This is a genomic window from Rhodococcus sp. no. 34, assembly GCF_054589475.1.
In genome coordinates this window covers 356,757-370,472 of record NZ_BAAILK010000023.1, presented here as the reverse complement: position 1 = coordinate 370,472, position 13,716 = coordinate 356,757, and the positions used below count along the sequence as shown (strand labels likewise).

The 13,716-nt window shown below is 64.9% G+C and carries 11 protein-coding genes; 5 read left to right on the top strand and 6 right to left on the bottom strand.

The window, feature by feature from the left end:
- Both nudC and ACYP01_RS07735 read right to left on the bottom strand, forming a co-directional pair.
- The coding region (gene nudC / locus ACYP01_RS07740; protein ID WP_459679218.1) for an NAD(+) diphosphatase at positions 1 to 754 on the bottom strand (754 nt) is incomplete at its 3' end.
- 38 nt (positions 755 to 792) lie between these two features.
- Positions 793 to 1,860, bottom strand: a complete 1,068-nt coding sequence (locus ACYP01_RS07735; protein WP_003942296.1) for a potassium channel family protein — start codon at positions 1,858 to 1,860, stop codon at positions 793 to 795.
- Positions 1,861 to 2,016: 156 nt separating this feature from the next.
- Between ACYP01_RS07735 and ACYP01_RS07730 the strand changes: the two genes are divergently transcribed.
- Complete coding sequence (locus ACYP01_RS07730; protein ID WP_003942341.1) at positions 2,017 to 2,418, top strand: DoxX family protein; 402 nt, start codon at positions 2,017 to 2,019, stop codon at positions 2,416 to 2,418.
- Here the strand turns inward: ACYP01_RS07730 and ACYP01_RS07725 are convergent.
- Both ACYP01_RS07725 and ACYP01_RS07720 read right to left on the bottom strand, forming a co-directional pair.
- Positions 2,415 to 5,807: an ATP-dependent helicase gene (locus tag ACYP01_RS07725; protein WP_459679213.1), complete on the bottom strand. Its 3,393-nt coding sequence runs from the start codon at positions 5,805 to 5,807 to the stop codon at positions 2,415 to 2,417. The genes ACYP01_RS07730 and ACYP01_RS07725 overlap by 4 nt on opposite strands.
- The gene (locus ACYP01_RS07720) at positions 5,808 to 9,170 is read right to left on the bottom strand and encodes an ATP-dependent helicase (protein WP_050654904.1); all 3,363 of its coding nucleotides are present in this window, start codon (positions 9,168 to 9,170) and stop codon (positions 5,808 to 5,810) included.
- Between the two features lie 52 nt (positions 9,171 to 9,222).
- Here ACYP01_RS07720 and ACYP01_RS07715 point away from each other — a divergent pair, with 52 nt between their 5' ends.
- Genes ACYP01_RS07715 through ACYP01_RS07705 form a run of 3 tightly spaced genes read left to right on the top strand, consistent with a single transcriptional unit; the run spans position 9,223 to position 12,114 of the window.
- A complete protein-coding gene (locus tag ACYP01_RS07715; RefSeq protein ID WP_064074949.1) occupies positions 9,223 to 10,011 on the top strand; it encodes an alpha/beta hydrolase in 789 nt (262 codons plus the stop codon).
- A 10-nt stretch (positions 10,012 to 10,021) separates the two neighbouring features.
- Positions 10,022 to 10,318 carry an MGMT family protein gene (locus ACYP01_RS07710; protein WP_003942322.1) on the top strand — a complete coding sequence of 99 codons (297 nt, stop codon included), beginning with the start codon at positions 10,022 to 10,024 and terminating at the stop codon, positions 10,316 to 10,318.
- Positions 10,319 to 10,368: 50 nt separating this feature from the next.
- Positions 10,369 to 12,114, top strand: coding sequence for an NTP transferase domain-containing protein (locus ACYP01_RS07705; protein ID WP_050654920.1), 1,746 nt, complete (start codon positions 10,369 to 10,371; stop codon positions 12,112 to 12,114).
- Between the two features lie 5 nt (positions 12,115 to 12,119).
- On the opposite strand, the gene ACYP01_RS07700 is transcribed toward ACYP01_RS07705, so the two are convergent.
- The gene (locus ACYP01_RS07700; protein ID WP_283551780.1) at positions 12,120 to 12,464 is read right to left on the bottom strand and encodes a hypothetical protein; all 345 of its coding nucleotides are present in this window, start codon (positions 12,462 to 12,464) and stop codon (positions 12,120 to 12,122) included.
- Positions 12,461 to 13,039: a hypothetical protein gene (locus tag ACYP01_RS07695; protein ID WP_042922177.1), complete on the bottom strand. Its 579-nt coding sequence runs from the start codon at positions 13,037 to 13,039 to the stop codon at positions 12,461 to 12,463. Before ACYP01_RS07695 ends, ACYP01_RS07700 begins: the two co-directional genes overlap by 4 nt.
- Before the next feature lie 89 nt (positions 13,040 to 13,128).
- Between ACYP01_RS07695 and ACYP01_RS07690 the strand changes: the two genes are divergently transcribed.
- Positions 13,129 to 13,716 (top strand): hypothetical protein (locus tag ACYP01_RS07690; RefSeq protein ID WP_459679207.1); only part of this gene is annotated, 588 nt, incomplete at its 3' end.

Here is a 13,716-nt window from a genome sequence, read left to right as displayed (position 1 = left end):
CGCCGTCCGCGAACAGCAGCGGAGCGGCGGGGTCGCCGATTGCGGCGAAGCCCAACATCACCGAGCGAGGGAACGGCCAAGGCTGGCTCCCGAGGTATCGAACGCTGTGCACGTCGATACCGACTTCTTCCTTGATCTCGCGGACAACACACGTTTCGAGTGACTCCCCGGCCTCGACGAATCCCGCGAGAATCGAGAAACGGCGCTGCGGCCAGGTCGGCTGACGCGCGAGTAGAACTCGATCGCCGCCGTCGTGCACCAGGCAGATGACCGCCGGATCCGTTCGGGGAAACTCCTCGTGGCCGGTGGACGTGGAAATGCGTGACCAGCCGGACATCGTGGGTTCACTCGGTGCGCCGTCGATAGCGCTGAATCCGGCACTGTCGTGCCAGTTGAGAATCGCGACGGCACCGGTCAACAAACCGGCGTCCGCGTCGTCGAGTGTTCCGCCGAGCATCCGCAATTCAGACAAAGTGCCCGCCAGCAGCGACACCCGCACCGCCCAGACGTGGCGATTCTCCCGAATTCCCAGGAAGACCGCGCCGCGCACCGGTTCGGGCCCCAACTCGGTTGCCTCGGCGAAGACCAATTGACCTTCCGGCGACACCTTGACCTGACCCCGTGAATTCACACGGAGGAGCAGTGCGTCCGCCCAACCCGTCGTCAGTGCAGCGGCGTCCGACCGCAATTCCTCGGCGCGGCCGACGCTCGAGCGTGAGAGCAGAGGTGTTTCGGTCAGCTGGAAGTCGTTCACGCTCACGACATTACTGCGCGCACGAAGCTCGGTAACACTCAGTTCGTGACGCGGCGAATGTAGAGCAGTCGATCGTTCTCTTCGACGGCGTCCACCTCGGGTGAACCGACGCGAACCAGACGGCCGTCACGAACGACCCCGAGCACGATGTCGGAGAGATGACGCGGAGAGCCGCCGACCTCGTCGCGCTCGACGGCACGCTCGGCAATCGCGAATCCGGCCTCCGGAGTCAGCAGGTCTTCGATCATCTCCACGACGGTCGGCGTCGTGGTCGCGATGCCGAGGAGTCGACCCGCCGTCTCCGAGGACACGACGACGGAGTCTGCGCCGGACTGACGCAGAAGATGCGCGTTGTCGGCTTCACGGATGGCTGCGGCGATCTTGGCTTTCGGCGCGATTTCGCGGGCTGTCAGCGTCACGAGCACTGCGGTGTCGTCACGGTTGGTTGCCACGATGATCGACGACGCATTCTGCGCACCTGCCAACCGAAGTACGTCCGATTTCGTCGCCGAACCGAACACCGTCACCAGGCCCTTGCTCGCCGCCGAATCGAGGACGGTCTGATCGGTGTCCACGACCACGATCTCCGACGCCGGTACACCGTCACCGAGCATTGCTTCGATTGCCGTCCGCCCCTTGGTCCCGTATCCGACGACGACGGTGTGATTACGCACGTGCTGCCTCCAACGCTGAATTTTGAACGCCTGACGCGAACTCTCGGTCAGAGCTGAAAGTGTGGTTCCGACCAACACGATCAAGAAGAAGATCCGAAGTGGCGTGATCAACAGGACGTTGACCAGGCGCGCCGACGGCGTGAACGGAGTGATATCGCCGTAGCCGGTGGTCGAGAGCGAAACCGTCGCATAGTAAATGCAGTCGAGCAGCGACAGCTCGTTGTCCTGTGCGTCCCGGTATCCCGCGCGATCGATGTACACGATCAACACGGCGGCGCCGAGAGCACCCAACGCGATGAGAACTCGCTTGTAGATGGCCCGCGCCGGACTTGTCTGTAGCTGGGGAATGCGCAGCACCCCGACAAGGGCGAAGTCAGGCTGATCGGTCAATGCTTCCGACCTGGTCAAACGCGCCCGGAGCTTACCGGCCATACATCGACTCTCTCACTCGAACTTACGAAATACCTACACGGACATCGGCAGGCAGCGTAACCCTCGAAGATCGACTTCGGAACTCGGGCGCCGAATAGCGCGCGGGTCGTGGCGCCGGTAGTGGCAAGAAGGTCCACCGTGAGGCAGGCTGGGCAAATGCCTTTCACCGGTTCGACGTCCACTCCCAGCCAAGCGGCCGCTCTTCGTTTGTCGGCCCTCCTTCTCGGCGCCGGCACCATGCATTTCGTGGCGCCTTCCTTCTTCGACAGCACCGTTCCCCGCCAGCTTCCCGGACAGGCCCGCACCTACACCCAGGTGTCCGGCGTCGCGGAACTGGCGATCGGCGCTGCCTTGGCCGTGCCGAAGACCCGCAAGCTCGGCGCGGGCCTTGCCGCCGCGCTCTTTGTCGCCGTGTTCCCCGCCAACATCCAGATGGCGATCGACTGGTGCCGAAGCCCGAAGACGTCCACACCGCAGAAGATCGGTTCGATCGCACGTCTTCCCCTGCAGGTTCCGCTGGTGACCGAAGCACTCAAGGCTCGTCGAAACGCAAGCTAATCTTGCGCGCCTGCCGTTCGGATGAGGCGAGCGAGAGCCTCACCGTCCGGCAGGTTCTCGGGTGCGATGGTGCGACCCGATCGAACGTAGTGAAACGCCGCCCGCACCTTGTCGGCCGGAAACTGTTCGTTGCGCCCCGCCGAACGGGCTCTGGCCGACATCAATTCGGCCCAGGCCACCCGATACGCGGCCAACTGCATCACAACAGCGTCCTCGTTGGCGGCCGACGGTTCGGCACCGGTCTTCCAGTCGATCACCGTCCATCCGCCGTCGGGATCGGCGAACACAGCGTCGATCCGACCGCGTAAAACCGTTCCGGCAATGGATGTTTCGAAAGGAACTTCCACTTCGATCGGGCTGCGATTGGCCCACGGGGACCGCAGGAACGCATCCTGAAGTTTCACCAGATCGGTCTCGGGACCCGCGCCGGTATCCGCGGCGCCGGGTAGTTCGTCGAGATCCAACAGTCGGGTCGCACCGAACCTTCGCTCGATCCAGGCGTGAAAAGCCGTGCCGCGCCGCGCGAGCGGGTTCGGTGGGTACGGCAGTGGTCTACGCAGCCGTGCCGCGAGTTCATCCGGATCTGCCTTGAGGTCGACGAGCTGAGTCACCGAAAGCTGCGCCGGGAGAATCACTTCGGCACGCGCGTTTGCCCGGGCTTCGCGCTCGGCCAGTAGAACGTCGACGTCCGAGGCCCAGTTCTCCGGATCGTCCTCCGGTTCTTCCGTCTCTTCGCTGTCTTGCGGCAGCGATGCAAGTGCGGACAGGACGCTCGCGGCTCCGGCCTCGACCGCGCCGCGACGCGCACCCAGCGGGTCGGGCGGCCACTGCGCAGTACGGGGTGTGGAGGCCAACGGGTTCTCGGTGTCGGGTTCCGGTGCAGGCGCCCATTCCTCCACGACGCCGATCGCACCGCGTGAGTCTTCTTCACCGGCATCGTTTTCGGCCGTGACCATCTGATGCAGCTCGTCCAGGAACTCCGAAGGCCCCTTCGGTTCCGAACCGGATTCCGCCCAGTGATGCGCCGAGATGAACAGCGCCCGTTCGGTTCTGGTCAGCGCGACGTAGAACAGTCGCCGGTCCTCGTCCAGTCGACGGTTGGACAAAGCCTTCTTGTGCGCCGTGATCGCGTTCTCGAGGTCCTTGCGGTTGTAGAGCTCCTCAAGGTCGAGCACCGGAACTCCGTCGGCCGAATCCGCGTCGACCGCCCGGTCACCACGCAACGACGGTGGCAGTTCGGCGAGCGCCCCGAGCCACGATCCGGACGCGGTGGACGAGGGGAACACCCCGTCGCTGACATGCGGGATCGCCACTACTTCCCATTCGAGCCCCTTCGCCGAGTGCACGGTCAAGATCTGCACGCGATCCGGCGCCACCTCCACTTCGCCCGGAGTGAAGCCCTTTTCGATCTGTTCGGCGGCCGCGAAGAATGCGAGCATCCCGGGCAGATTGGCTGTTGGACGCGTCGCGTAATTGGCGACGACGTCGGCAAATGCGTCGAGATGCTCGCGGCCCGCGGTCCCGACGACACCGACTCGGGTTCGCGCGCCTGCCTCGATTCCGATACCGAGCACCCGCTCGACCTCCGCCACCAGTTCGGTGAGCGGCTGGCCGATACGTTCGCGCAACGACGCCAACTCTGCCGCTATCGCGTTGATGCGTGTGTACCCGAGAGCTGAATAGCGTTCTGCCGGGCCTGGATCGGAGATCGAATCGACCAATCCTGCTTGCTCGGCGTTCTCCCCCGGCAGCGCGTCCTGAACTGCCGAGGTGAGCGCCTCGGCGTCGGTGACCGCACCCGCTGTTCCGTATCCGGCGGAGATGGCAAGTTCGCGGGAGCGTTGCGAGAGTGCGGCGAGGTCCTTCGCGCCGATCTGCCATCTCGCTCCGGTGAGCAGCCGAACGGCGGCGCTGCCCGCCAGCGGATCGGCGACCACTCGGAGCATGGCGATCACGTCCGCCACCTCGGGTGTGTGCAGGAGCCCACCGAGTCCGACCACTTCGACCGGCAGACCTTTGGACCGCAAAGCCTCGGCCAGCGGGGCAGCATCGGCGTTGCGGCGGATCAACACCGCTGCTGTGGGCGTCGGGCGGTCTTCGGCACGTGCCGCCTCGTATTCTTCGGCGATCTTCTCCGCAACCCACTGACGTTCCTGTTCGACGTCTCCCAGCAGCGCCAGTCGAACGTCTCCGGCGACGGCTCCCGGCCGCGCACGAAGTGTGCTGACGGCCACACCGCGTCGGCGCAACGGTGCCGACGACAGGTTTGCCAATTCGAGAGCCTCCGGCGGGTTACGCCAACTGGTGAGCAGTTCGAGCGTCGGAGCCGGCTTTCCGTTGGCAAGCGGGAAGTCGGTTGCAAACCGTGGCAGGTTGGCCGCCGACGCGCCTCGCCAACCGTAGATCGACTGCATCGGATCGCCGACGGCTGTCAGCGCCAACCGGCCGTCGGCTCCCCCGCCGAACAACGAGGACAACAACACTCGCTGAGCGTGACCGGTGTCCTGGTACTCGTCGAGAAGAACTACCCGAAAGCGCTCACGCTCGGTTTGCCCGACCTCGGGATGTTCGGAGGCGACACGGGCCGACAGCGACATCTGGCTGCCGAAATCCAATGCGCCTTCACGCCGCAGCGTCTCACCCAGCCGGGCAACGAGGGGCAGTAGCTCGATGCGTTTGTGTTGCACATCAAGGTAATTCAACAGCTCTTTGCTCGGCCCACCCCGCTGTTTCGGACCGGCGGGCAGAGTGTGAATCAGCTTGTCCAACTCGGTGTGAGCCTCGAGCAACTGCTCGGGGTCGACCAGGTGCTCCGCCAACTGACCGGCAAGGGCCAGAACGGTTTCGGTGATGGACCCCGGATTCTTGTCGGTGTCCAGATCACTGTCCCAGCCGCTCACGACGCGGTGCGCAACCTGCCACAGTTCGGTCTCGGACAACAGCGTCGCCGAGGGTTCGATCGGCAACAGCAGTCCGTGCTCGGACAGCAACCGTCCCGCGTAAGCATGGTAGGTACTGACTTCGGGTTCCCCGGCCAGAATCCGGGAACGCACTCCGCCGGTCGGGTCGAGTGCCCGCAAAACGTCCGAACCCGCCAGTCGCGCCAAGCGCTTGCGGATTCGCGACGTGAGCTGTTGTGCCGCTTTGCGCGTGAAGGTCAATCCGAGAACGGCCTCGGGATCGACGAAGCCGTTGGCCACCAGCCACACGACGCGAGCAGCCATCGTCTCGGTCTTACCGGCACCGGCACCGGCGACGACCAATGTCGGACCGAGCGGTGCGGCGATGACTGCCGCCTGTTCCGGCGTCGGCGGGTGTTGACCGAGCGCGACCGCCAGGTCGACAGGATCGATCTTCGGTCGGCGTGCCTTCTGCGTCGCGGCAGCCACTTAGTTACTCACCTGTCGTCCCTCGTCGTGTGCCGGGCAACTCGAGCGCACCGGGCAATGTCTACATCCGTCGTTGACCCTGGCCAGATACTGCGGCCCTTGGGTCGCTGCCGCTGCGTTATGGATGACGTCTCGCCACATCTCGACGGCTTCGGCCGTCAGCGGCGGCTGAACTCGCTGCGCCGCACCGTCTTTCTTGTTGGACTTGGCCACGAATACCAGGCGTGCACCGCCGGGTTGTGTGGCCGGTTCGCCGGCAATCGCACCTTCGGCCGCTGCGACCTGGTACGCCGCCAACTGCGCGTGAGATTGCGCGGCCTCGTTGCTGACAGGGTTTCGCGCAGTCTTGACGTCGACAACCACCGGACGGCCTTCGGTGTCGCGCTCGAGCCGGTCGATCCGGCCACGAAGCTTGACCGCAGGCGCTCCCTCCTCACGTGGTTCGAGGACCCCCTCGACCGCGACCTCGACGCCGACTTCGGTCAGTTCACCGCGAGTTGCGTTCATCCAGGCGGTGAACGTCGCCAGCATCTCCCGAGTTCGATTGAGTTCGCGGCGCGAGTACCACTGCGATCCCAGATCGATGGATTCCCAGGCATTTTCGAGTGCCTTCTCGACCTGATCCGGTGGAATCCGGCCGGCCAATGCCTGCACCAAGGTATGGACCAGCGTACCGGCGATCGCATGAGTGTTGTCTCCGTCGCTGCCGCCATGACGCTCGAACACCCATCGGAGAGGGCATGTTTCGAGAAGCTCGATGGTGGACGGCGATAGTGAAACCGGTCCGTCCTCGGGCTGCCACATGGGAGCAGCGGTACTCGGCTCGGCTGTGCCGTACCACTGATCCGGGTGCGCGCCGCGTACCCCGGCAGCAGCCAGACGTGCCAACTGGCGAGCGGCCCGGGAATGCTTCTCGGGGTCGAAATGCGCGATGTCGGGATCACACACGACGCTGCGAAGCTGTGCGACCAGTGCAGGCAGCGACAGAACCCGGGTATCCCCGGTCTCGGGTGCAACGACGTCGAGATCGGAGGACGGATCGTCCGAGTACGCGTCACCACGGATCAATTCGTCCACGAACCGCGAAGGCACCAAGTCGGTGTCCCCCGAAGCCGATTCGACTGCGGTGATCAGCAGACGGCGACGAGCACGGCTACAGGCAACCAGGAACAACCTGCGTTCTTCGGCCAGAAGCGGTGCGGTTCGCGAGAGTCGTTCGGCAGCCGAGTCACTGCCGTCGGAGACTCCGTTGACCAGGTCGATCAGCGCTTCTGTACGCAGTAGCGATCCGCGTGCCCGCAAACTCGGCCAGAGTCCCTCCTGCACACCCGCCACCGCCACGACCGCCCATTCGCGACCCGCCGCGGCGTGAGCGCTGACCACGGTGACGGCGTCGGGAGTGATGACCGATCGGCTCCGCGAGTCGGTCGGTATCTCCTGGCTGGTCAAGTAGTCGACGAAACCGGCGAGTTGCGAACGCGGCAACCGGTCGACGTAGTTGGCGGCCGCGTCGAAAAGTGCGACGACTGCGTCGAGGTCTCGATCGGCCTGTGAGCCGATAGGTCCGCCGCGCGCCGACGCAGCCGCCCAGCGTCGTTCCAGCCCCGTCGCCTGCCATGCTGCCCACAGAACTTCTTCGACCCCGAGACCTCGCTCGAGAGGCACTCGGGCCTTGCGAAGGACCGACAGCACGCGATTGAGTGCCGCAGCTTCGACGTCTGTCAACTTGCCCATGAGGCGCTTGGACTGCGCACGATCCTCGTCGATCAGAATGAGCCGCAACAACTCCGAGGAGTCCCGATCACTTCCCGATGCCAACTCGACCCGGCGCAGGCCACGACGCAACCGGCGCAGGGTGACCGGCTCGGCGCCGCCGATGGGACCGGCCATCAGGGCAAGCGCGTCGTCGCCGGTGAACTGATCGCCGCCGAGCGCCCGAAGGACCAGCAGCAGGCCGGACACTCCGTGTTGCCTGGCCAGCGGCAATTCGGTGGCAGCGGTCGTGACGGGTACCCCGGCCGCGAGCAGGGCTCGCCGGAGAGGGGCGAGAGTGCGCGGGACCGACCGAACGATGACGGCCATGTCGGACCAAGCAATCCCGTCCAGCAGATGCGCCCGGCGCAAGGTATCTGCGACGACTGCCGCTTCTTTGGCCGTCGTACCGAGAACCCGCACCGACGCCCGCCCCGGGTCCTCATCGGTGAGATCGGATGGAACCGCGATGCGATGAGCGAGGTTGCCGGGCAGCCGCGCAGCGATCTTGGCCGCGATCGACGCGACGTCGGCGTTGTTGCGAAACGTGGTGGGCAGGACGATCTGGCGCTCGTCTCCGCGCTCGGCGAGTCCGAGTAGGAACGCCGAATCCGCACCGCGGAACCCGAAGACCGACTGATCGGGATCACCGGCGATGACCGTGCCCGCAGTTGCGGTTCCGATCAGCCGAACCAGCTGCGCCGCCTGCGGATCCAGATGTTGTGCGTCGTCGACGAGTAGGTGCCGGATCCGAGCGCGCTCGGAGCGAAGCAATTCGGGATCGGTGGCGAACGCGGTCAATGCCGCACCGATCAACTCGGCCGCGTCGAGCGCCGGCGCCGTCGCCTCCGGAGCCTCGACACCGACACTGCCGCGCAGCAGCACGCCTTGCTCGTAGGCCTCGGCGAACCGCCCGGCCGCCACCCACTCCGGACGTCCACGCTTCTTGCCGAGCTTGACCAGATCTTCGGGGCCGAGTCCGCGCTCGTTCGCTCGCAACATCAGATCTCGAAGTTCGACGGCAAAGCCGTTCAAACCCAATGCGGGTCGCAGGCGCTCCGGCCACCGGAGCGCACCGTCTTCGATGTCGCCGCGCAACATCTCTCGGAGCACCGAGTCCTGCTCGGCGCCGGTGATCAGGCGTGGCGGCGCGTTGCCGTGCGCTGCGGCTTGAAGCCGGAGTACGGCAAAGGCGTACGAGTGAACGGTGCGGACCAACGGCTCACGAGTTGCCTGCGGTCCGCGTTCTTGTTCGTACCCGAGCAACCCGGCCGTGATCTGCTCGCGGACCTGCGTCGCTGCCCGGCGCGACTGGGTGAGCACCAGGACCGATTCAGGATCTTCGCCACCGGAGATCTTCTGCACTGCCAGATCCACCAGAAGGGACGTCTTGCCGGTTCCGGGGCTGCCGAGTACCTGCCAGGGACTCCAGGCGGCCCCCGAGCCGAATGAAACAGGGCCGAACGCGAGTTGGAACGGATCCTCGGACGGCGGCGCGAACAGCCGGGCCGTGCCTTCGTCCCACGTTCGGGGTATCGGAGACGGCGCAGTTCGGTGCACCAACCGCGCCCGCGGAATGGTGACCTTGCTGCGTGTTGCCGTCTCACTCACCCAGGCATTCCACCAGAGCGCACCGACAACTCACACATCGCCTGCATCCGGCATGATTGACCTCGTGTCTGCACTCCATACGTATCTCTACGGACCCGTCGGGGCACCGGAGATCCTTTCGCTGCACGGTCTGACCGGTCACGGCCGACGTTGGCAGTCGATGGCCGAGAACCAACTGCCCGAAGCGCGCTGGATCTCGCCGGATCTACGCGGTCACGGGCGTTCCACCTGGGCTCCTCCGTGGAACATCGAATCCCACGTGGCGAGCCTGCTGGAGACGCTCGACGAACATGCCACCGGACCGGTGGTGATCGTCGCGCATTCTTTCGGCGGAATGCTGGCGCTGCACCTCGCGGCCACCGCACCGGAACGCATTCGTGGGCTCGTCCTGCTCGACCCGGCGATCGGGTTGGATCCGACTTTCATGCAGGAAGTGGCCGAACTCACAATCGGCTCACCGGATTACACCGATGCGGCAGAGGCATACTCCGAGAAGATTCACGGCTCGTGGGGTGAGGTTCCCACCCAGGACCTCGACGTCGAGATGGCTGAACACCTGATCGAACTGGGCAACGGACGCGTCAACTGGCGCCTGTCCACGCCCGCGATCGTGACCGGGTGGGGCGAACTCGCTCGCCCGATCGTGCTGCCTCCGTCGTCAATGCCCACCGTGCTGGTTCAGGCGATGAAGGTCCAACCGCCGTACGTCACCGCCGAGCTCCGGGCAGCACTCACCGAGCACCTCGGTGAAAATCTGACCGGTGTCGAATTCGACTGTGACCACATGGTCCCGCACGTACGGGCCGACGAAGTCGCCGCCCTCGTTCGCAGCATGCTCTGAAGGAACCGACATGGCAGCCACCACCGAAGAGCAGATCGAAGAGGTACGGCGCCTCATCGCGTCGATTCCGGCCGGTTTCGTGGCGACATACGGCGATATCGCTGATGCTGCAGGACTTTCCAGTGCTCGCACGGTCGGTTGGATCATGCGAACGGACTCTGCCGACCTGCCGTGGCATCGGGTTCTCGGCGCCTCCGGCAAACCGTCGGCGCACCTGGCTCATCGTCAGATCGCCAAGCTCGAACTCGAAGGCGTGCCGATCAAGGACGGTCGGATCGACCTGAAGAAAGCTCGGTATCACTTCTGATTCACGTGTCACCGGTCGTCGTGACGCGGGCGATGGGGCAGCATGGAGGTATGACCGTCACGCCGCCGACCGCCGCCCTCATTCTGGCGGGTGGTCGCGGGACCCGAATGGGTGGTGTCGACAAACCCGGCCTGCTCGTTCACGGCCGCAGGCTCCTCGACATCGCGCTTTCAGCGACGGCGCATCTGGACGCCGTCGTCGTGGTCGGTCCACATCGCCCTGAACTTGATCCTGGCATCACTCAAACTCAGGAAACTCCGGCCGGAGCCGGCCCTGTCGAGGCGATCTGGGCCGGATTGTCTGCGACCCGGTTACCCGACGACGCCGTGGTGGTGGTCCTGGCGTCCGATCTGCCGCACATCGAGGCCGTATCAGTCGACGCTTTGATAGCTGCCACGTCGACGGACAGTCCGGTGACGTGTGCCGTGGACGAGAACAACCGAACCCAATTCCTGCTCTCCGCGTGGACATTTCGCGAGCTCCGGCAACGCCTGTCCACATTGCGGGAGAGTTCGGGGTTGGAGAATCAACCTATGAAAGCGATTGTCACCGAACCGTTCTCGACGCTGCGTGTCACTGGCACCACTGACTGCGACACACCGGCGGACATCGACCGCGCGCGAAACCATCCGCGCCTGACAATCGAGCAAGCCCGCGCCGCCGTCAGGAACTCACTGACAGCATTGTCACCACACCGGGCCGCCCTCGCCGACAGTCTCGGAGCAACGCTCGCGCAGCCTCTCGTCGCCCTGGGTGATCTTCCTCGATCCGATGTCTCGGCGATGGACGGGTACGCCGTCTCCGGCGAGGGTCCCTGGCGAATCCGCACCGAGATCCGTATCGCGGGCGCCGACGGGCAACTCGAACTCGGTGAAGGCGAAGCGATTCGCATTGCCACGGGAGCACACCTGCCCCTCGGCGCCACCTCGGTGATTCGTGACGAGTATCTGTCCGTCGACGAGCCATCTCGGATGGTACGGAGACTGCCGGATGCGCCGCACCGCAACGACGCTCGACCACGAGGGGAAGATTGGACCACCGGATTCACGATCGCCCCGACTGGTACCGCGGTGACTCCGGCGGTGGTCTCCGCAGCTGCCAGCGGTGAAGTGTTCGACGCCCTCGTCCGTGGTCCGGTACGGGCACGCGTGACAGTCACCGGCGACGAGATCCGGCGGACCGGTCCACTGCGTGAAGGTCAGACCCGCGACTCCGTCGGTGGGATTCTCCCCTACCTACTGGAAAGCAACGGCGTACGGTGCGTGGCGGATTCGCACCTGAGGGACACGGCCGACAGTTTCGAGCGTGTACTGGCGGATGCGACTGAACAGGACCTGCTTGTTGTCATTGGTGCCACGGGCGGCGGCGCTGCCGACGAAATGCGCAGTGCGCTCGATCGACTCGGCGCTCGCACGATTGTCGGGCGAGTCGCCTCGCGCCCGGGCGGATCTCAGATAACGGCTGTCCTGCCCAGTGGTCGGGTGGTTCTCGGCCTCCCCGGCAACCCGTACGCCGCAGTGACCACCCTGTTGACGATGCTGCCCACCGTCGTGGCCGCCTTGACGGGAAGCGACACCCCACCGCCACTGCTCGGCATCATCGAGAACGCCGCTGCGGTGACTTCCGATGCGGTACGCCTACTGCCGGTCACACAATCCGCCGACGGTCGCTGGCGCGCCGAACCGTCTGTACGTACCGCACACCTGGCGGGGTTGATCGGGCGCTCCGCGTTTGCACTCGTTCCGCCACACGCGGAAGACGATGCCGTCGCCGAAGTGGTTGTCCTCCCACGCTGATCGGGTCAGTCGTTTGGGCGCCTACGCCGGTTGACCCCGACCACGCCGACCACTATCGCAAGCACCAGCGAATACACGCCCCACAGCACCAAGAACGGCAGCAGCCACCCGGCATCAACGGTCTGACCGCGCGGTCCGACGCAATACAGCGTGAAATTGGTGGACGTACCGTCGCCGTCGGAAAAGGTATCCGAGACGACCATCGCGCTCGATGTGGGAGCTTCACAGAAAATCGGCGCCAAATGAGCGACCTGTCCTGGCCAGATCACCGAAGACAGTAGTGCAGCAAAGATTCCCACGACCACGATCACCACTACGGAGATCAGCAACGGAGAGATATGGCGGCTCACAGCGGGTGCACCAGGAAGGGAGTTCCGTCAGGCTCGAAGACCACCAGCGCCCGCGAGCGTGGAGATTCCACCATCACGGATGCGCGAATCGCCTCGGTGCGACTGACCGAGATCCCGGTGACTTCGCCGTCGTCGACACCGCTGTTCTCCAGCGCGTCGTCGACCAACTTCTCGAGGTTCGTCAATGCCGGCACTTGATCCAGCGTGAACGATCGTGCATCGAGATCGTCGGTGACACTGACTTGCACGGGGCTCGGCTCGCCGAGAATGACTCCGTCGAAAGAGAATCTGTCGAGCTGGGTCGGCTTCCCGGGGTCTCGAACGGTGACTCCGAGCGTCTCGATCGGGCTGATGTCGATGCTGGTCACCGATACCGCGTCGACGCCGTATCTATGTGCGAGGCTGTCGAACCCGCCTCGCACCAACTCCGACGTCATCCCACCGCCACGTTCGCGCATCTGATTGTCGAAATCCATCCGATCGACGGCACCGATACATCCGCTCAGACTCGTGGCCGCCAAAGCGATGGCTACCGTCCACAGCGCCGACCGCACCTGCGAGGACGCGAATTTCATGAGCGGAGCGTACCGCGAGTGTCCGGTTCCATCCCGGTGGACTGCGCGTCGCACGAATTACTGTCGGCGACTCGTGGGATCATCGCGCCATGAATCGTGTCGACGAAGGATTCGAACCGCCGGACGCATTGGTCGAGTGGTGCCGCTCCCGCACCTTTCCACTGCACGTCCTCGACGACGAAGCCACCGTCGACCTGGATTGGTGGAACGCACACCTGAAGGACGCCGGCCACACCATCAGCCTTCGCGGGCGTGATCTCGACGGCAAAGTGATCACCGAAGGTCGAGCCATCGTTCAACGCAACGACCTTCGCCCGTCGAGCGATCTCGTTGTCGCCCAGCACGACGGCCTCGGACTACTGTTTCTCTGCGCGGCCTGGCAGGGCTCGCACGAGAGCCGACGTTTCACACGGCGGTTCCCCAACGTCTTCAATCCCCATCACCGCGAGGACGAGGATCCGCTGACCCAGATCACAGCCATTCTCGATCACTGCTCGAAAAACAAGTCGATGCCCGTCGTGCGGCGCGACACCTGGTCCGGGTGGCCACTCACCCCCGGTGTCGGGGTATCGCTGATGGCCGCTTTCATGTGGGCAGTGGGCGTACAGGACGAAGGCCGACGCGCTCAGATGATCGACCAGTACGGAGTCTCGACGCTCATCCACGAGGGCTGGCTC

What these genes read in the sequence shown, in the direction of transcription:
- ACYP01_RS07695 (WP_042922177.1), bottom strand. Translation starts at nt 13,039, where the DNA reads ATGAAATTCGCGTCCTCGCAGGTGCGGTCGGCGCTGTGGACGGTAGCC.
- ACYP01_RS07730 (WP_003942341.1), top strand. Translation starts at nt 2,017, where the DNA reads ATGCCTTTCACCGGTTCGACGTCCACTCCCAGCCAAGCGGCCGCTCTT.
- ACYP01_RS07735 (WP_003942296.1), bottom strand. Translation starts at nt 1,860, where the DNA reads ATGGCCGGTAAGCTCCGGGCGCGTTTGACCAGGTCGGAAGCATTGACC.
- ACYP01_RS07710 (WP_003942322.1), top strand. Translation starts at nt 10,022, where the DNA reads ATGGCAGCCACCACCGAAGAGCAGATCGAAGAGGTACGGCGCCTCATC.
- ACYP01_RS07705 (WP_050654920.1), top strand. Translation starts at nt 10,369, where the DNA reads ATGACCGTCACGCCGCCGACCGCCGCCCTCATTCTGGCGGGTGGTCGC.
- ACYP01_RS07715 (WP_064074949.1), top strand. Translation starts at nt 9,223, where the DNA reads ATGATTGACCTCGTGTCTGCACTCCATACGTATCTCTACGGACCCGTC.